This window comes from Streptomyces acidicola, from assembly GCF_009377235.1.
Lineage (GTDB): Bacteria > Actinomycetota > Actinomycetes > Streptomycetales > Streptomycetaceae > Streptomyces > Streptomyces acidicola.
The window spans coordinates 37025-55863 of sequence record NZ_VMNX01000030.1 but is presented as its reverse complement, the minus strand read 5'-3'; the positions used below and the strand labels follow the sequence as shown (position 1 = coordinate 55863).

The window sequence follows — 18839 nt, the reverse complement described above, 5'->3', positions numbered from 1 at the left end:
CCCCCGCTCGAGCGAAGCCGAGAGTGGGGGAGGGCGGCGACGGGGACGGGCTGGGCGGAAGCGGAAGCGGCCGGGGCGTCGACGAGTTCGCCGTTCACGCGCAGCTTCAGCGGGGCGGTCAGGCCGCGGGCGCCGTACACCAGGTCCGGCCGTACGGCAATGACGGCGCCGACCGTGAGCGCGGTGATCGTGGCCTCACCGATGCCGATGAGGACGTGGACGCCGACCATCGCGGTGAGGACCTGCCCGATCGGTACGTCCGTGGTGCCGCCGACGGCGTAGACGAGCGTGAAGGCGGCGGCGGCCGCGGGCACGGAGAGCAGGGCGGCGGCGAAGGCCGAGACGGTGGCCGAGCGCCGCTTCTTCGGCAGGACCTTCACCAGTCCGCGGAAGACGGCGTACCCGACGACGGTCGTCACGACCCCCATCACGGTGATGTTCACGCCGAGCGCGGTGAGGCCGCCGTCCGCGAACAGGATGCCCTGCATGAGCAGCACGACGGACACGCACAGGACCCCTGTGAAGGGGCCCACGAGTATCGCGGCGAGTGCCCCACCCAGCAGATGCCCACTGGTGCCCGCGGCGACCGGGAAGTTCAGCATCTGCACGGCGAAGATGAACGCGGCGACCAGCCCGGCGAGCGGCGCCGTCCGTTCGTCCAGTTCACGCCGGGCGCCACGGAGGCTCACGGCCACGGCACCCGCCGCGACGACTCCGGCGGCCGCCGAGACGGGGGCGTTGATGAATCCGTCGGGCACATGCATGGGAGGGCTCGCTCTCCTGCTCGGGTGGGGCCGCGATCGGCTGTGTAGGGTTCGGCGGGCTGGCTGGAACCGTACGATGATAGAGCCTTGTTGCGAACCTTTCGCAAGAGCGCACAGCGGCCAATAACCGGTCGCGGGCGCAGGCGCCCCCCGGCCCGGCTTCGCAAAATATGCGACATTGGACAAATAGCGGAATCACGGTTGTTGGTCCACGGCTGCGGAATCACAGCTTCGGAATCCCAACTTCCGCTTGGGTCGCTCAGCGCAAGGGAGTCGTCCGATGTCCGTTGTCGAGCAGTACGCACGAGCCCACGTCGTCACGGACTCCGTGGGGTCCGAGGACACGGTGCGGGTGCTCCTCCGCTACGACTCCGAGGCCGATCCCCGCTCCGTCCACGTCAACCTCCCCGGCATCCACGAGGGACCCCAGGACTGGCAGGTCTCCCGTGACCTCATGGAACGCGGCCTGCGCACCCCCGCCAGCAGCGGCGCCGTGAGCATGTGGCCCTGCGGCCGCGTCCAGGCGATCATGGAGTTCCATTCGTCCGAGGGCGTGGAGGTCATGCAGTTCGACGCGAAGACCCTGATCCGCTTCCTTCGCAGGACGTACATGACGGGGCGTGTCTGAACGGAGCGTGACCGACCACGGCCGCGCCCGCCCCCGCGCCGGGTGCGCTCAGTCGCCGAACCCCACGTCCTCCGTCCCGGCAACGACGGCCGTGCGGCCGGGTGCCGACTGGAACCGCCAGTAGAGGTTCGTGTGGGCGATGACCTGGTCCGGCGGCGGGGAGCCCCACGCGCTGTTGTCCGATGCCGTGTGCGCGTCGGCGACGAGGGTCACGTCGTAGCCGCGGACGAAGGCGCCGTGGATCGTGGACCGGATGCAGGCGTCCGTCTGCGCGCCGGTCACGACCAGGCGCCCGACGCCGGCCCCGGCCAGGACCTCCTCCAGATCGGTGTCCTCGAAGGAGTCGCCGAACGTCTTGTGCACCACCGGCTCCGGCTCCTGGCGGGTCAGCTCCGGGACGTACTCCCAGGCGTCGCTCCCCTTCGCCAGGTGCTCGTCGGAGTGCTGGACCCAGACGACCGTGACACCCTCCGAGCGGGCCTTTTCGACGAGCTTGCCGATGTTGGCGACGACGGCGTCACGCTGGTGCGCCTCGTCCACGACACCCTTCTGGACGTCGATCACCAACAGGGCGGTGTTGGGTCGGTCCGGCAGTGTGGTCATGGTGCTGTCCCCTCTGTGCATGGTTCAGTGCACGGGCCTGCGTTCTGTGAACGGGCTTCCATCGGGGATCACGCTAGCCCCGGCCACTGACAACGGCCCCGCTGGTGCACAGCTGTGCACAGAGAGAAGCCGGTGAGGGCACTCCGTCCCCACGGAGCCCTCACCGGCTGGTCCTCACCGCCCCGTCGTCACCGGGGCCGTCTTCCCCGGGACCGAAGCCGTCGCGTCAGACGCGCACGAGCTCCCGGTCCTCGTCCTTCGGACGGTCGTCGGACGTGTCGCGCAGGCCCTCGCCCTCGATGTCGACGTTCGGCAGTGCGCGGTCCAGCCACTTCGGCAGCCACCAGGCCTTCTTGCCGAGCAGCGCGAGCACCGCCGGGACGATGGTCATGCGGACGATGAAGGCGTCGAAGAAGACGGCGACGGCGAGGCCGAAGCCGATCATCTTGACCATCTGCTCGGTGGAGCCGATGAAGCCCGCGAAGACCGCCATCATGATGACCGCCGCGGCCGTGACGACCCGGGCGCCGTGCTTGAAGCCGGTCACCACCGCCTGCCCGGGGCGCTCACCGTGGACATACGCCTCGCGCATCCGGGTCACGAGGAACACCTCGTAGTCCATCGCCAGGCCGAACACCACACCGACCATGAAGATCGGCATCATGGACATGATCGGGCCGGTCTCCTCGACGCCCATGAGGCCGGACAGCCAGCCCCACTGGAAGACGGCCACCACCGCGCCGAGTGCGGCGAGCACGCTGAGGAGGAAGCCGAGGGCCGCCTTCAGCGGGACCAGGATCGAGCGGAAGACCACGATCAGGAGCAGGAACGCGAGGCCCACCACCAGTGCAAGGTACGGGAGCAGCGCGTCGTTCAGCTTCTGCGAGAAGTCGATGTTCATCGCCGTGGCGCCGGTGACCAGGACCGTTGCGTCCGTGTCGGCCTTGATGTCCGCGCCCGCGTCACGGATCTCGTGCACCAGGTCCTCGGTCTGCGTCGAGGACGGCTTGGAGTCCGGGATCACGGTGATCATCGCGGTGTCACCGGACTTGTTGAACGTGGCGGGCGCGACGGACACGACGCCCTTCAGGCCCTTGATCTCGTCCGACACCGTGGTGGCGGCCGCCTTCGGGTCGTCGCTGGACTTGGCGTCCACCACGACCATCAGCGGACCGTTGAAGCCGGGGCCGAAGCCCTCCGAGAGCAGGTCGTACGCCCGGCGCTGCGTCGTGGACGTCGGCTGCGAGCCGTCGTCGGGCAGGCCCAGCTCCAGCTGGGCCGCCGGGAGGGCCGCCGCGCCGAGACCGACCACGGCGAGCACGAGCACGGCGATCGGACGGCGGACGACGAACCTCGCCCAGCGGGTTCCCATGTTGGGCTTGGCCTCGTCGGCCTGGGGGGTCGCCGAGCGCTGCGGGATCGCGGAGCCCTGAGCGTTCTCCGTGCCGATCGCTCCGGCCGCACCGGCCGCACCGGCCTCGTCCTTCGCGGTCGCCGGGCTCGCCGCGTTCCTCCCGGACTCCGGAGTCCCTGTGGTCTCCCGGGTCCCCGCGTTCTTCGCGGCCTTCCCCCGGCCCAGCAGCCTGCTCTTCCCGCCCGCCGGCTGGACCCTGCGGCCCGCGTACCCGAGCAGCGCCGGGATCATGGTCAGCGCGATGAGGACGGCGATGGCGACCGTGCCCGCCGCCGCGATGCCCATCTTGGTCAGCATCGGGATGTTGACGACGGCGAGGCCGACGAGGGCGATCACGACCGTCAGACCCGCGAAGACCACCGCCGAGCCCGCGGTGCCGACGGCCCGCCCGGCCGCGTCCTCGCGCTCACGGCCCTCGGCCAGCTCGCCCCGGTACCGGGACACGATGAACAGCGCGTAGTCGATGCCGACGGCGAGGCCGATCATCGACGCGAGAATCGAGGTCGTGCTGCCGAGGTCGAGTGCGTTGGCGAGAGCGGTGATGGTCGCGACGCCGATACCCACACCGATGATCGCGGTCAGCAGCGGCAGTCCGGCCGCGACCAGCGACCCGAGGGTGACGACCAGGACGACCGCGGCGACGGCGATGCCGATGATCTCGGCGGCGCCGGTGGCCGGGACCGCCTGGAGCGCGTCACCGCCGATCTCCACGGTCAGCCCGGCATCCCGGGCGTCGTCCGCGCTCGTCTCCAGGGCACCCTTGGAGGAGTCCTCCAGCTCCATGCCGGGGACCTTGTAGCTGACCTGCGCGTACGCGATCGTCCCGTCCTTGCTGAGGGACCTGGTCTTGTACGGGTCGGTCACGGAGGCGACCTCGGAGCCGGTGCCCAGTTCCCTGACGGCCTGCTCGACGGTCGCCTTGTTGCCGGCGTCCGTCATCTTCTCCCCCGCGGGCGCCTTGAACACGACGCGCGCGGTCGCTCCGTCGGCGCTGGAGCCGGGGAACCGCTGTTCCAGCAGGTCGAAGGTCTTCTGGGCCTCGGTGCCGGGGATCGAGAACGAGGCGGAGCCCGCGGCGGGCGCGCTTGCCGCCCCGACGCCGGCGAGGATCAGCAGGGCCACCCAGATCAGGGCGACGAAATGCCGTCGCCGGAAGGCGAGTCGGCCGAGTTTGTAGAGGAACGTGGCCACGGGGGCGTACTCCCGTTCAGGTCGTGGATGAGCATGCGGGCAGGGGAGATCAGCCCGTAGGAGGGCAGGGGTGATCGACTCGCGGGGAGGCGGGGTCGGTGTGCCCGTGCGGGGACAGGGCTGATCAGCCCGACGACGTGAGCGGTCGCGTCAGGTGGTACTCAGCTGCCGGTGAGGCAGTGACTGTGGGGTTTTCAGTGAGTTCGGGTTCTCAGTGAGTCCGGGTTTTCAGTGGGTTCGCACGCCGAGGGCGGGGAGGATCACGGCGTCGATGTACGAAAGGGCGAACTCCTGCGTCGGCGGCAGCTCGTCGAGCAGCGTCCGGGTGACGAAGGCACCGAGCATCATGTGCACCACGTACTCGATCGCCGGGCTGTCCGCAGGGACTTCTCCCCGGTCGACGGCACGCTGGACCATCCGGCGGAACTCCGCCATCTCCGGATCGATGAGGAACTCCCGGAATGCCTGCAGCAGTTCGGGGTTCGTGTGCACCACCATGAACAGGCCCCGCATCAGCGCGGAGTTCTGTTCGATGACGCAGTCGTCCGCACGCCCGACGAGGGCGTGGAGATCGCCTCTCAGCGACCCGGTGTCGACGTCGGCGAAGCCGCCCGGCTTGCTGAACCGCATGGCCTTCGCCACCAGTTCGGCCTTGCCGCCCCACTGGCGGTAGAGGGTGGCCTTGCTGGAGCGGGTGCGGGCGGCCACGGCGTCCATGGTCAGGGCGTCGTAGCCGACTTCCCGGAGCAGGTCGAGCACGGCCGTGTACAGCTCGGCCTCGCGCTCGGGCGTGATCCGACTGCGGCGCACCGTCGCGGTCTCAGTCATCCCACTCTCCTCTTTCCCACTCCGTGTTCGGGCCGGCCCGGGGACAGCCTAGTGGGAGCACTGCCGCCCGACACCGTTCCGAACGAAACGGTTTCGTACACCCATGACGATACCCCGAGACTCAGCGAAACGAAACGGTTTCGTACGTGTCCTGGGTCACGCGGTGCCGCGCTCCCGCTCGTCCGCCGCTCCCCCCGCCCCCACCAGCCCCGTACGAACGCCCGTCAGCCGCGGCTCGAACCTCCGAATGTCCCGCCGCCCGACCGTCGCGATGATCCCGGGCAGGTATCCCCGCACACCCTGCATCCCGCGCAGCCACCACTGGCCGTAGACGTGCGCCGACCGCCGTTCGATGCCCGCCACGAGCCGGTCGACCGCAGGGCCCGGCGGATACGTCTTCCCGGCCGGCCACGGCAGCCGCTGCCGCAACTCCCGCATGACGTCGTCCTGATCGGCGCCCCGCACCATGTCCGTGTCGGTCCACGACAGGTACGCCACCCCGACACCCACCCCCTTGTGTCCCACCTCGGCGCGCAGGCAGTGCGCGTACGCCTCCACACCCGACTTGGAGGCGCAGTACGCGCTCATCATGGGCGCCGGGGTGATCGCCGCGAGCGAGGCGACCTGGAGCAGATAGCCCCGGCTCGCCATCAGCTCGGGCAGGAAGGCGCGGGCCGTGACCGCCGAGCCCACAAGGTTCACCTCGATGACCCGGCGCCACGCCTCGGGGTCGGAGGCGGCGAAGGGACCGGCGCTCGCGACCCCCGCGTTGGCGACCACGACGTCGATCCTGCCGAAGCGTTCCTTCACCTCCCGGGCCACCCGCGTCATGGCCTCCTGGTCGGTGACGTCGGCGTGCCAGTACGCGCTCTCACCGTGCAGCCGCTCCGAGACCTGCTTCAGCGCGTCCGGTTCGAGGCCGACGAGGGCGACCTTGACGCCACGCGCCGAGAGCTTGCGGGCGAGGAGTTCACCGACGCCCCGCGCGGCGCCCGTGACGACCGCGACCCGCCCGGCCAGGCTCCCCCTGCCCTTCCCCCTGCCCTTCCCTCTGTCCCTCCCCCTGTCGCTCACGCACTCGCCTCCTCGCCGATGCCCATACCCATGCCGATACCGAGGCCGGTACCGGCCCCAGCCCCGGCACTGGCTCCGGCCCCGCTCGCGCTGGTGACATACGTGGTGACGAGCTCCCTGATCCGCGAGCACACCAGCTCGGGCGCCTCCACCGGCGTCATGTGCCCGACGCCCGTCAGCTCGGTGAGGCCGACGCACTCGGGCAGCGCGGCGGCCATCGCACGCGAGTGCACGGGCGGGGTCAGCCGGTCCGACGTACCGACAACGATGGCCGTGGGCACCCGCAACTCCCGTACGCCGTCGTCGAGGTCGAGCAGATCGAGCACGTGCGCCCAGGTGTAACGCACTCGGCTCGGGCAAGCGTGCGCGATACGCGCACACGCCTCGACCATCAGCGGCGACGCACCGGCGCCCATCGTCCCGTACTTGAGGACCGCCTTGGCGACCGGTGTGACCGGCCCGAGCGGAAACCGGAAGCCGAGCAGCTTCCGGGTGAGCCAGGTGCGCAGCCGTCCCGGGCGGATCGGGACGACGAGTGACTCGGCGACGAGGTTCGAACTGCCCGTGCTGAGCAGCAGGGCCGCCGAGACGTGCTCCTGGAAAGCCGGCCGCGCGGAGGCGGCCATCACGGTCATCCCGCCCATGGAGTGGCCCGCGACCACGGCCTGTTCACCGGGTGCGAGCGTGACCGTCAGCACCGCCTCCAGGTCGTCGGCGAGCGTGTCCGTGCTGCAGGTGGTGGCGGCCGGGGTGCGCCCGTGGCCGCGCTGGTCGTAGGCGATCACCCGGTGGTCGGCGGCCAGGTCCCGGATCTGCGCCGCCCAGAAGGCGGTCGAGCAGGTCCAGCCATGGGCGAGCACCACGGCGGGTCCGTCCTCCGGACCGTGCACCTCCACGTGCAGCCGGGCGCCGTCGGCGGAGACCGCGGTCACCTCCCGTACGGGGACGGGCGGGGCGTACGGGCCGCTCTTCACACTCGTCAGTCGGGTCACGCCCCTGCCTCCGTCTTCCTCGTCGTACGGGACTTGTCCGTGGCCGGTCGGAGTGCGGCAGCCGACGGGTCCGGCCCGCGCAGCACCTCGTACTCGCCCAGGTGCACGCGGCGCGTGGCACCCCGGAACTCCGTTGTCGTGCCCGGCCAGATGGTCGTGTTGCGGCCGCTCGCGTCGAGGTACCAACTGGTGCAGCCGCCCGTGCTCCACACGGTGCGCTTCATGCGTTCCTGGACCCTGAGGTTCCAGGCGGTGACGGCGGACGGGCGGGCGTCGAGGGCGACGCGGCCGCCGAGCGCCCCCAACTGCCGCAGGAAGTCGACCATGTAGTTCAGCTGGGACTCGATCACCAGGATCATGCTGGAGTTCCCGAGTCCCGTGTTGGGACCGATGACCGTCAACCAGTTGGGGAAGCCGGCGGCCGAGGCTCCGCGCAGGGACCGCATGCCGTCCTCCGCCCAGGCTTCGGCGAGTGTGCGCCCGTCCGCGCCCACGACCCGTTCGGCGATGGGCATGTCGGTGACGTGGAAGCCGGTGCCGAACACGATGGCGTCGACCTCGGCGCGGGTGCCGTCGGCGGCAATGACGGTGGAGCCGTCGATCTCGGCGAGTGAGGAGGCCACGACGTCGACGTTGGGCCGCGTCAGCGCCGGGTAGTAGGTGTTCGACAGCAGGATGCGCTTGCAGCCGATGCGGTAGTCGGGCGTGAGTTTCGCGCGCAGGGCCGGGTCCTTGACGGCGCGGGCCATGTTCCGCTCGGCCATGCGCTCGATCAGGCCCAGCTCACCCGGGTGCTTGGTGAACGCCTGGACCTGCAACTCCCTTACCCCCCACAGGAATCCGCGCCTGAGCCGGGTGGTGAAAGGCAGTTGCCTGTGCAGCCGGCGCTCGATGCCGCCGATGGCACGGTCGACGCGGGGCATCACCCACGGCGGCGTGCGCTGGAAGAGGGTGAGGCGGCCGACCCTCGGCTGGATCTCCGGCACGATCTGGATGGCGGACGCGCCCGTGCCGACCATCGCGACCCGCTTGCCGCGCAGGTCGTAGTCGTGGTCCCAGCGGGCCGAGTGGAAGACCTTGCCGGGAAAGGAGTCGATCCCGGGTACATCCGGAATTCTCGGGTCGGAGAGGGGGCCGGTGGCGGAGACGACGACATCGGCGCACAGCCGACCGCTGCTGGTCTCGATGTCCCACCAGAGCCGCTCGCTGTCCCATGTCATCCGCTTCACCTCCGAGTTGAAGCGGATGTGCGGGCGAAGCCGGAACACGTCCGCGACGCGCTCGAGGTAGGCGCGGATGTGCTCCTGCCCGGAGAAGGTGCGCGGCCAGTCGGGATTGGGCGCGAAGGAGAACGAGTAGAGGTGGGACGGCACGTCACAGGCGCAGCCCGGGTAGCTGTTGTCGCGCCAGGTGCCGCCTACGGAGTCGGCCCGTTCCAGGACGACGAAGTCGGTGACGCCGGCGCGCCGCAACCGCACGGCGGCGCCCAGCCCGCCGAACCCGGTGCCCACGACGGCCACCCGCACATGTTCGCGCCCGTGCTCAAGCCCACGCCCATCACGGCCATTACGCCCATTAAGTCCGCTACGTCCATTAAGACCGTTAAGCCCGCCAGGCGCGTTATGCCCGTCGCCCTCGCGATCCCCCTGTCGCCCCCGCCCCCGTTCCTGCCCCTGCTCGGCCATCCCGACGCCTCCTTGCCTCGCACCGGCCTCGCTACCGCGCCAGTGAACACTGGCGCAATGGGGAGGGTAAGGCAGGACCGTACTGCTGGGTAGGGGGCGGAACCACGAAGTTACCGACGGCACAACATAGGCTTCTGGCGTGGCTGACCGATCGGGAGAACACGGCGGACGACGCGAGTACCGCATGGAGGAACTGGCCGAGGTGGCCGGCATCACAGTGCGCACCGTGCGCTTCTACCGGGAGCGCAAGCTGATCCCGCCGCCCCGCCGCGAGGGCCGTATCGCCTGGTACGACGACACACACCTGGCCCGACTGCACACGATCGCGGCCCTCCTGGAACGCGGCCACACCCTCAGTGGCATAGCCGAACTCGCCGAGGCCTTCGACCACGGCCGCGACGTGGCCGAACTGCTCGGCCTGGGCGCCCCCTCCGAGGAGGTGCCGGTCCGGCTCTCCCCCGAGGAACTCGCCGACCGCTTCGGCGGCCAGGCGACCCCCGAGAACCTCGCCGCCGCCCTGGACCTCGGCTATCTCGGCACCGACGGCGGTGAGATCGTCCACATCAGCCGCCGCCTCCTGGACACCTCGGCGGCCCTGGTGCGCGAGGGCATCCCGCTCGCCGACGTGCTGGCGGCCGCCAAACAGGTCCGGTCCCACGCCGACGCGCTGGCCGAACTCTTCACCGAACTCGTCCTCGCCCAGCCCGGCCGAACGACCGAGGACCTCCAGAGGCTGCGACCACTGGCCAAGAGCGTAGTGGAAGCGGAGGTGTCGATGGCGCTGGACCGGTGGTTGCAGAGGCAGCGGTAACGCCCCGCACCGTTCCCCTCAGAGCTCAGAGCTGAGGGCTGAGGGCTGAGGGCTCAAGGCCCCGGACTCAGAGTCCAAAGGCTCAGGACTCGAAGACCACGGTCACCGGAGCATGGTCCGACCAGCGCTCCGCATGGCTGGCGGCCCGCTCCACGTATGCCTTGACCGCACGCCGGGCAAGTCCGGGAGTCGCGACGGCGAGGTCGATCCTCCAACCTGAATCATTGTCAAAGGCCCGCCCCCGGTACGACCACCACGTGTACGGACCCTCAACGTCCGGATGAAGAGCCCGGACGACATCGACGTACCCGCCCTCGTCGGGGTCGAGGACGCGCCCGAGCCACTCGCGCTCCTCCGGCAGGAACCCGGAGTTCTTCTGGTTCCCGCGCCAGTTCTTCAGGTCGGCCTGCTGGTGGGCGATGTTCCAGTCGCCGCAGACCACGACATGGCGCCCGTCGGCGGCGGAGCGCTCGCGCAGTTCCTTCAGGTAGGCGAGGAACTCCCCCATGAACCGCACCTTCTCGTCCTGCCGCTCGGTGCCGACCTCACCGGAGGGCAGGTAGAGGCTGGCGACGGTGACGCCGGGCAGGTCGGCCTCCACGTACCGGCCGCTCCCGTCGAACTCGGCCGAGCCGAAACCGATCTGGACACGCTCGGGTTCACGGCGGGTGTAGAGGGACACCCCGGCCCGGCCCTTCGCGGCGGCGGGCGCGTGCACGACGTGCCAGCCGTCCGGCTCCCGGACCTCCGCCGGCAGCTGCTGGGGCTCGGCGCGCACCTCCTGCAGACACAGCACGTCCGCGGAGGTTCCCGCGAGCCACTCCACGAAGCCCTTCTTCGCGGCGGCCCGGAGCCCGTTCACATTCACAGAGGTCACAGTCAGCAAAGCACTCTCCCGTGTAACAGCGGACACGTACGCTACCCGGCGCGCATGTCGCCCTGTGTCTCCTCCCATGGGTCCGGCTCCCACATGGGATGCACGGCTACCCTCACACCCCCGTCAGTGCGTTCGACGACCACAGGTCGGGCAAGCTGCCGCAGGACGCAGTTTCGCACCGCGGGTGGGGAGCGTCGCCCTACAGGACGCCCTCCGCCCGACGGCCCCGGGGCGGGAGGGTGGCCAGGAGACCGCCGAGAAGTACGGCCGTGGGGGTGGCCACCGCCAGGGCCCAGCCGAGGCGGCTGCCTCGCAGGCGTTCGCAATCCAGCAGGCCGGTGCGAATGGCCTCCTTGGTGTCCGCCTCGTCGACCCCGCTCACGAGCGTGACGATGGGCTGATCACCGTCCGGACCCCCGATCACCGACGCGCATATGGCGCCGCCGTACGCATTGCCCCCACTGCCGTTGGGTATCGCCAGCAGCGCCAGCACCGCGGCCGCACCCACGGCGATGCCCAGCCAACCCCACCCGCGCCCCATGCTCGCCTCTCCCGCACAACGACATCGCCGAGAACGGTACGGGGTCCGTACGCCGTGCCGAGCAGCAGCTCACCGCGACATCGACGCCACCCTCGCCGTCGGGCGCGACCTGTTCGACCTCGCCGACGCCGTTACCGAGGGGGCGACGAGACGGGACGGGCGACGCCAGTCGCCAGACCGCATAGATGTACGATATCCGGCATGAATATACGTGCCGTCTCCTTCGACCACCCGGACGCCGTCAGACTCAACGACCAGGTGCAGGCCGAGTACGCCGTCCGGTACGAGGACGACGGCGACGCCACCCCGCTCGACCGGGCCGACTTCGAGCCACCGCGGGGCCTGTACCTCATCGCCTACGACGAGTCCGGCACGGCCGTGGCGACGGGCGGCTGGCGCGCTCAGGACGAGAACAGCGAGGGGAACCTGGACGGGGACGCCGAGCTCAAGCGGATGTACGTCGTCGAGGAGGCGCGCGGCAAGGGGCTGGCCCGCCGCATCCTGGCCGCCCTGGAGGACGACGCCCGCGCGGCGGGCCGTATCCGCATGGTGCTGGAGACGGGCGCCAAGCAGCCCGAGGCCGTCGGCCTCTACACCTCCAGCGGCTACGAGCCGTGCGCCAAGTTCGGCTACTACCGCTTCCACGAGCTGAGCATGTGCTTCGCGAAGCAGCTGTAGGCGCCCGTCATTTGCGCCCGTTGCCTACCGCCGGGCTCAGGCGGTGGTCGGCACGATCCGCCACTGCTGGCAGTTGTTGTTCAGCCAGCTCCACTGGCGCACGTCCACGCCGTCGCCCGTGCCGCAGTCGGCGACGTCGGCGACCTTGCCGGTGGCGGCGTTGACGATCCGGACGTGGTCGCCGCCGGTGTAGGCGAGCCGGTACCGCTGGCAGTCGTTGTTGAGCCAGGACCACTGGCGGATGTCGGCGCCGTCGGCGGAGGAGCAGTCGGCGACGTCCATGACCTTGCCGGTGGCCACGTTCACCAGGCGGCTGGTGTCGTCGGCCATGTCCTCGATGCGCCACTTCTGGTTGGCGCCGCCGTTGCACGTCCACTGGAGGATGTTCGCGCCGTCGGCGGTGCCGCCGCCGTTGACGTCCAGGCACTTGCCGCTGTTGCGGTTGACCAGCGTGTATGCGGTCGGGGTCGTCGCGGTCTCCCCGGAGGGGCCGGCCAGGGTGGTGGCGAGCGCCACGGGCGTACCGAAGTCGGGCGTGCCGTCGGCGTTCCATGTGAACTTCTGGGCGCGTGTGGTGCGGGCGTTGCCGCAGCCGCCGTTCGACGTGCTGTTGCCGTGGTAGACGATCCAGTTCTCGGTGCCGTCGGGCGAGGTGAAGAACCCGTTGTGGCCGGGCCCGTAGACCCCGGCAGCGTCGTTGCGCTGGAAGACCGGCGTCTGCTTCTTGGTCCAGGACGCGGGGTTGAGCGGGTCGCTGCCGGTGAGTTCGAGCCGGCCCAGCTTGTAGTCGGGGGTCTGGCAGGAACTGGCGGAGAAGGTCAGGAAGGTCCGGCCGTCGTGGTACAGCGGCTCGGGGCCCTCGTTGACCGGGGCGCCGGAGGTCTCCCAGCTCAGCGTGGGGCTGGAGATGATCGTGAAGGTGGAGCTCGCCAACGTGTACGGGTTGCTCATGGGCGCGATGACCAGGCTCTGCGCGCTGCCGCCGATGAAGCCGCTGCCGACCAGGTACAGCTTGCCTCCGTGACGCAGCACGCCGGCGTCGATGAGCCAGCCGCCGGGAGCGAGGTTGGACCCGGTGAGGCTGTTCTTGTACGAGTACGGCCCCATCGGGTCGGAGCCCGCGCTCTCCAGCACGTGCGTGCGCTGCGAGTCACAGCACGCGGTGCCGCGGTTGCCCGCGGAGTAGTACAGGTACCACTTGCCGTCGAGGAAGTGGATCTCGGGCGCCCAGAAGTTGGAGTTGCGGCCCGTGGTGGAGTCGGACCACACCTGGACGCTCGGTGCGGTGGACAGCCCGGCCAGCGTCGGTGACTTCCGCATGGTCAGCTCACCCGTGAACGAGGTCGTCACCAGGTAGTAGCTGCCGTTGTAGTACTCCAGCCAGGGGTCGGCGCCCTTCTGCGCCTTGACCGGGTTGGTGTACGGCTTGCCGTCGGCCGCGACGGTGGGCTGCGTGACGACGAGTGAGAGCGACGCGAGCAGGGACAGCAGGACCGCCCCGAGGATCGACCAGTGACGGGTGCGGGCGCTGATACGGGCGCGGGTACGGGTGCGGAGCACGGCAAGTCCCTTCCGGCGGCGACTCGTTCGTTCGACATCTCGAACTTCGTGCGTAACTTCGGCCAGAAGGTAGAGGTGAGTCGGGAGTGGCGTCAATGGATACGACGACGGAACAAGAACTCCCGAACGCTCACACCCTCACGTCGTCAGGCCCTCAGAAACGCCAGCACCGCCAGGACCCGGCGGTGGGTGTCGTCGGCCGGGGGCAGGTCCAGCTTGGCGAGGATGCTGCCGATGTGCTTGCCGACGGCGGCCTCGGTGACGACCAACTCGCGTGCGATGGCGCCGTTGGACCTGCCCTGCGCAACCAGCGCCAGCACCTCCCGCTCGCGCGGGGTGAGCCGGGACAGCGGATCGCGTCGGCGGCGCAGCAACTGCCGTACGACCTCGGGGTCGACGACCGTCCCGCCGGACGCGACCTCGCACAGCGCGTCCACGAACTCCTCGACCTGCCCGACCCGGTCCTTGAGCAGATAGCCGACGCCCGACCCGTCGCCGGAGTCCAGCAACTCGGCGGCGTACTCCCGCTGCACGTACTGACTGAGGACCAGCACCGGCAGCGCGGGCCGGCCCTCCTCGGCCGGGGTGCGCAGTCGCACCGCCGCCCGCAGTCCTTCGTCCTGGAAGCCCGGGGGCATCCGTACGTCCGCGACCACGATGTCCGGCTCGTGCTCGGCGACCGCGGCGAGCAGTGCCTCGGCGTCCCCGACCGCCGCCACCACCTCGTGGCCGAAGCGGGTGAGCAGACCGGTGAGCCCGTCCCGCAACAGCACGCTGTCCTCGGCCAGCACTACGCGAAGCGATCGGCGGTCCGGCAAGGAATCTCCACGCTCAGCAGGGTCGGTCCGCCCGGCGGGCTGGACAGGGAAAGTCTGCCATCGAGGACCGACACCCGGTCGGCGAGTCCGGTCAGCCCGCTGCCGCCGTCCGCGCTCGCCCCACCGCACCCGTCATCGCTCACCCGGAGGTGGAGCCGCCCGTCCTCGTGCCTGCCGCTCACCTCCGCCCGGCTCGCCCCGCTGTGCCTGGCCACGTTGGCGAGGGCCTCACAGACCACGAAGTACGCGGCCGTCTCCACGGCCCTGGGCAGACGTCCGGACAGGCCCAGGTCCAGGTCGACGTCCACGGGCACGGGGCTGCGGTCCGCTGCGTCGCCGACCGCGGCTTCCAGCCCGAAGTCGGCGAGGACCTTGGGGTGGATGCCGTGGACGAGCTCGCGCAGTTCGGCCAGGGCGTTGCCGGCCTCCGCGTGGGCCCGGGCGAGCTGGTCGGCCAACGGTCCCGGCGGCGCGTCCAGCCGGGCCAGACCCAGCGTCATCGTCAGTGCGACCAGGCGCTGTTGGGCGCCGTCGTGGAGATCGCGCTCGATACGGCGCCGCTCCGCCTCGAAGGCGTCCACCAACCGCACCCGGGAACGGGTCAGTTCGACGACCTTCGCCCCCAGGTCCACGTCACGCGGGGCGATCAGCAGCCGGGTCAGCCCGGTCCTGGCCCCGGCGGCGACCCCGAGGACGTACGCCCCGGCAGTCAGCAGTACGACACCCAGCACGGCGACCCCGAAGGCGCCCGGCCATGTGGTGACCGTCCACTGCTTGAGCACCTTCACCTCCTGGCCGTCGCCCACCGTGGCCATCAGCAGCGGGGCGGCGACCATCGACCCCGGGAAGAGCAGGGCCACCGTGGCCACGAGCGCCTCGACCGGCCACAGCAGGCCGGCGAACAGCACCGCGTAGCCGAGTTCCCGCCAGGTCAGCTGCTCGCGCAGCCGGGTGGTGTACCAGACCCACGGCCCCGGCCCGGTGGGCACGTCATGCGCGCCGGCCACCGGGTCCCGGTCGATCAGCCCCAGCCGACGCCGCTCCATCGACGCCACGGGCACCCCGACGAGCACGGTGAGCCCGAGAAGGGGCACCCCGACCAGCACGACGGCCAGCACCCCGCCGGCCGCCACGAGCACCACGATCCCCACCAGGACCAGGGCCCCGGCGAGCACTCCGGACACCAGATACCCGACGGCCCGCCACGGCCACGACGACACGAGATAGCGCGGCCGGGCCATGGCCTGCCACACGTTCCGAGGCTGCGTACGGGTCGTTCGGATCACACGGGTCACCGTAGAAGGGCGAAGGGCGCGCGGCCATGGGCCCAGTGGGTGGGGCAGGGGTGGAGGTGGCCCTACCACAACATCCAGGGACGGCCGAGGGTGGTTCGAAGGCGCCCACCGGTCGTGACGGGTGAACTCCTTCGACGCGTCGTGATGACGACCGCGGTCCGCTCCCCGCGTTCCGCGTGGCCTGTCCGTGGCCGGGTTCCGGCTCGCCCTGCGTAGTCCTCGCAGTCGTACCGGAAAGAGACCCGCAACGCGCGGCGACCGCCGTCCGCGACCGCCTGTGTGCCGCGACGGGGGTCGGCGAAGTGCTGGCCGTGGCCGCACCCCCGCGGAGAGCCTCGACGAACTGAGCGGCCGTTTCACCACGGCCCGGGATTGCAGCCGGGTGCTGACCGCTCCGGGCATCGAGGCGGCCGCGGTCGCGGCCGACGCCTACCTGCCGTACACGACCCTGTTCGCGCACGCCCCCACCAGCGTGCGGCAGTTCATCGATCGCATCATCGGCCCCGTCCGGCGCTGGGACGCCGAACGGGGGACCGATCTGCTCGCCACGCTCCATCACTTCGTGGACTGCGACGCCGGCCCCGCCCGCACCGCGCGGCTGATGGGCGTGCACAGCAACACCGTGCTCGAGCGGCTCGACAGGATCACCCGACTTCTCGGCAGCACGTGGCGGGACTCGGAGTCGTTCTTCCATATCTCGGTGGCGGTGCGCCTGCACACCCTGTCGGAAACCCTTCGGAGCTCGTCAGGAGTAGAAGCGCACGTAGTCGAAGCGTGCGGTCACGCCCTTACCGGCCAGGGAGACGAGGCCGATGCGCGGGTCGGAGCCGGCGGGCAGATGCCAGACCCCACCCCAGATGTAGTGCTTCCCGTCCCGGCTCGTGGCCGGCTGGAATGTGTGTTCGCCGGTCTTCGGATCGACGGTGTGGCGCAGCCGCAGCCACATGGTGTCGGCCGACGGGCCCAACTGCATCTCCGGCCAGCTGTCACGGTCTCGGCCGATCCACAGGAAAGCCTGCCGTGACGGGCCGGTCCGTGTCGGGGCCAGATGGATCGAGTCCTCCGGGCTCCGGAAGGCGATCATCCCGGCCTGGCTGCGCCCGTCGGGGGCGTCGGTGATCGGGAAGTGCAGCTTGGTCTCGACCGTGTAGGTGCCGGTCGGAGCGTCACGAAGCAGCGCCGATGCCATGGTGCCCTTGCCGGAGAAGTCGGCATCCTGCGTCGGCCACACGTACTGGCCGTCGGTGACCTTCCCGTCGGCGGGGCCGAACCACGTCCAGCCGTCCAGCTGGTTGTCGTCGAAGTCCTCGTCGTACTCCGGCAGCCGGGCTCCGATGTGGGGGTCCGGCTGTTTGACGGTCACCGGCTGGTAGAGCCGGGTCACGCCGACGTTGTCCACCTCGCCGGCGCCGCGGGTCGAGGCGGCACCGCCACGGCGCCAGTCCTCGGGCACGTCCACCGTCAGCTCGGCCAGCGGCATGTCGAGCATGGCCGAGCTGACCTGTACATGCGCCGCCCCGTCGCGGATCTCGGCCGTGAGCGAGTGCCAGGTCCGCGGATCGGCGTTCGTGTGCAGACGAGCGGTCCGCTTCCGCACCACCTTCCGGTCCCGGGTGACCTCGACGGAGAGTGTGCCGATGGAATCCAGCCAGGCCACGGCGTGGTCGGACGGGCCCGCGGACGCCAGGACCAGGCCGACCCGGCCTTCGTCGTCGCGCAGCCGGACGTCGGCCTCGAGCCTCACATCGCCGTCCGGGGCCCGACGCGGCAGCAGCAGCTGCGGGACCGCGGCCCGGGACCGGCTGCGGGCATAGCGTCCCGAGTCGGGATCCGAACCCGTGGTCCAGGAGCCGTGTCCGGGGATGTCGAAGTGGACGAGGCCGTCCTCGAAGGTGCTGCCCGCGTCCCATGCGCCCGTCGGCGCGGTCTGCCGGTCCTCGCTGGTCCAGGCCCCCGCGCGGACCGTCGGCCAGCCGTCGATCCAGTCGAGCCGGTCCATCATGGTCGGCCGTCCGCCCCAGTTGGGATCACTCTCGTGGCGGTCGAATCCATTGGTGAGGATCCAGTCCTGGCCCGACTTGTCGACCACGTTCGCCGAATGGCCGGTCGCGACCCACTTGTTGCCGTTCGGTGCGTTGACGAGCGTGCCGCCCGGGTGCAGGTCGGCCAGGCCGACGCCCTCGGCGTCCTTGAACGGGCCCATGGGGTTCCTGGCCCGCCCGACGAACACCGGATAGGCGCCCTCGTCCCGGGCGCAGCAGCCCAGGCCGGAGTAGAACAGGTAGTACCAGCCGTCGCGCTTCACCGCGTACGCGGCCTCGCCGCGCCGGGCGCCGACCACCTGCACCGGATCGCCGGCCGGCGCGGTGCCCTCCTCGTTCAGACGCACCGCCTGGATTCCGCCGTCGCGGAACGAGCCGTAGTAGAGGTACTTCTGGCCGTCGGCGTCGACGAACACCGACGGATCGATCTGATTGACCGTCGTCCCGTACGGCAGCACGGGGTGACCGATGTCCTTCCACGGGCCGGCCGGATGGTCCGACGTGGCCAGCGCGATGGTGTTCTTGTCGCCGCCGGCGACCGAGTAGTAGAGGTAGTACGTGCCGTTGATGTAGCGGATGTCGGGTGCCCAGTAGTAGGTGCTCGCGAAGTCGCGCCACTCCGGGTGGTTGTCGGGCCCGAAGACGTCACCGACGTAGGTCCAGTTGACGAGGTCGGCCGAGCGTGTGATCGGCATGAAGTGCTGTGACTCCCAGGGGCCTCCCTGGTTGTCCCGGCGCATGCTGGTCTGGGTCGCATAGGCGTACCAGTAGCCGTCCTTACCGCGGATGATCGACGGGTCGGAGAAGGCGTCCGCGACGTTGTCCATCACGGGGTTCTGGTACGTCCCGGGCGGATCGGCGGGATCGGCCGCGGCCGGTCCGGGATGCGCACTGCCGAGGCCGAGGACCATGAGCAGGGCAAGGAGGGCGGCGCCGGATCTGCCCCGGAGCGAGGGGAATCGTGTCGGCTTCGATGTCATGTCGGGAACTCTCCTTTGCGGATACCGGAGATGCTGGAGACGCCGGGTCGCGGGCCGC

General features: G+C 70.5%; 16 protein-coding genes and 1 pseudogene. 4 read left to right on the top strand and 13 right to left on the bottom strand.

Annotated features, from left to right (window positions below):
* Positions 1-764 (bottom strand): energy-coupling factor ABC transporter permease (locus FPZ41_RS11620; RefSeq protein ID WP_152861714.1); only part of this gene is annotated, 764 nt, incomplete at its 3' end.
* Between the two features lie 280 nt (positions 765-1044).
* Between FPZ41_RS11620 and FPZ41_RS11615 the strand changes: the two genes are divergently transcribed.
* A complete protein-coding gene (locus FPZ41_RS11615) occupies positions 1045-1392 on the top strand; it encodes an SsgA family sporulation/cell division regulator (protein ID WP_152861713.1) in 348 nt (115 codons plus the stop codon).
* Positions 1393-1440: 48 nt separating this feature from the next.
* On the opposite strand, the gene FPZ41_RS11610 is transcribed toward FPZ41_RS11615, so the two are convergent.
* The 6 genes from FPZ41_RS11610 to FPZ41_RS11585 form a co-directional block, all read right to left on the bottom strand.
* Complete coding sequence (locus tag FPZ41_RS11610; protein ID WP_152861711.1) at positions 1441-1995, bottom strand: cysteine hydrolase family protein; 555 nt, start codon at positions 1993-1995, stop codon at positions 1441-1443.
* A 226-nt stretch (positions 1996-2221) separates the two neighbouring features.
* Positions 2222-4600, bottom strand: a complete 2379-nt coding sequence (locus FPZ41_RS11605) for an MMPL family transporter (RefSeq protein WP_322620107.1) — start codon at positions 4598-4600, stop codon at positions 2222-2224.
* Positions 4601-4828: 228 nt separating this feature from the next.
* On the bottom strand, positions 4829-5428 hold the full coding sequence (locus FPZ41_RS11600; protein WP_152861709.1) for a TetR/AcrR family transcriptional regulator: 600 nt from the start codon (positions 5426-5428) through the stop codon (positions 4829-4831).
* A 156-nt stretch (positions 5429-5584) separates the two neighbouring features.
* Positions 5585-6502, bottom strand: coding sequence for an SDR family oxidoreductase (locus FPZ41_RS11595; protein WP_322620106.1), 918 nt, complete (start codon positions 6500-6502; stop codon positions 5585-5587).
* The gene (locus FPZ41_RS11590; protein WP_322620105.1) at positions 6499-7494 is read right to left on the bottom strand and encodes an alpha/beta fold hydrolase; all 996 of its coding nucleotides are present in this window, start codon (positions 7492-7494) and stop codon (positions 6499-6501) included. The genes FPZ41_RS11595 and FPZ41_RS11590 overlap by 4 nt, the downstream gene beginning before the upstream one ends.
* Entirely contained in the window at positions 7491-9179 is a 1689-nt protein-coding gene (locus FPZ41_RS11585) for a flavin-containing monooxygenase (RefSeq protein ID WP_152861707.1), read from the bottom strand. The genes FPZ41_RS11590 and FPZ41_RS11585 overlap by 4 nt, the downstream gene beginning before the upstream one ends.
* A 184-nt stretch (positions 9180-9363) precedes the next feature.
* Between FPZ41_RS11585 and FPZ41_RS11580 the strand changes: the two genes are divergently transcribed.
* Positions 9364-9990, top strand: a complete 627-nt coding sequence (locus FPZ41_RS11580; protein WP_152861736.1) for a MerR family transcriptional regulator — start codon at positions 9364-9366, stop codon at positions 9988-9990.
* Positions 9991-10072: 82 nt separating this feature from the next.
* On the opposite strand, the gene FPZ41_RS11575 is transcribed toward FPZ41_RS11580, so the two are convergent.
* On the bottom strand, positions 10073-10876 hold the full coding sequence (locus tag FPZ41_RS11575; protein ID WP_152861705.1) for an exodeoxyribonuclease III: 804 nt from the start codon (positions 10874-10876) through the stop codon (positions 10073-10075).
* 190 nt (positions 10877-11066) lie between these two features.
* Positions 11067-11408 carry a hypothetical protein gene (locus FPZ41_RS11570; RefSeq protein WP_152861703.1) on the bottom strand — a complete coding sequence of 114 codons (342 nt, stop codon included), beginning with the start codon at positions 11406-11408 and terminating at the stop codon, positions 11067-11069.
* Positions 11409-11609: 201 nt separating this feature from the next.
* Between FPZ41_RS11570 and FPZ41_RS11565 the strand changes: the two genes are divergently transcribed.
* Positions 11610-12086, top strand: a complete 477-nt coding sequence (locus FPZ41_RS11565; protein WP_152861701.1) for a GNAT family N-acetyltransferase — start codon at positions 11610-11612, stop codon at positions 12084-12086.
* A gap of 36 nt (positions 12087-12122) precedes the next feature.
* On the opposite strand, the gene FPZ41_RS11560 is transcribed toward FPZ41_RS11565, so the two are convergent.
* The 3 genes from FPZ41_RS11560 to FPZ41_RS11550 all read right to left on the bottom strand — a co-directional run bounded on the left by FPZ41_RS11560 (position 12123) and on the right by FPZ41_RS11550 (position 15705).
* Positions 12123-13646, bottom strand: a complete 1524-nt coding sequence (locus FPZ41_RS11560; protein WP_322620103.1) for a family 43 glycosylhydrolase — start codon at positions 13644-13646, stop codon at positions 12123-12125.
* Between the two features lie 146 nt (positions 13647-13792).
* Positions 13793-14437, bottom strand: a complete 645-nt coding sequence (locus FPZ41_RS11555) for a response regulator transcription factor (RefSeq protein ID WP_322620108.1) — start codon at positions 14435-14437, stop codon at positions 13793-13795.
* Positions 14437-15705, bottom strand: a complete 1269-nt coding sequence (locus FPZ41_RS11550; RefSeq protein WP_152861732.1) for a sensor histidine kinase — start codon at positions 15703-15705, stop codon at positions 14437-14439. Before FPZ41_RS11550 ends, FPZ41_RS11555 begins: the two co-directional genes overlap by 1 nt.
* Positions 15706-15946: 241 nt before the next feature.
* Here FPZ41_RS11550 and FPZ41_RS50200 point away from each other — a divergent pair.
* Positions 15947-16459: pseudogene (locus tag FPZ41_RS50200) on the top strand (helix-turn-helix domain-containing protein); the annotation flags it as partial.
* A 45-nt stretch (positions 16460-16504) separates the two neighbouring features.
* Here the strand turns inward: FPZ41_RS50200 and FPZ41_RS11540 are convergent.
* Positions 16505-18781: a family 43 glycosylhydrolase gene (locus FPZ41_RS11540; protein WP_152861697.1), complete on the bottom strand. Its 2277-nt coding sequence runs from the start codon at positions 18779-18781 to the stop codon at positions 16505-16507.
* Positions 18782-18839: the final 58 nt, after the last annotated feature.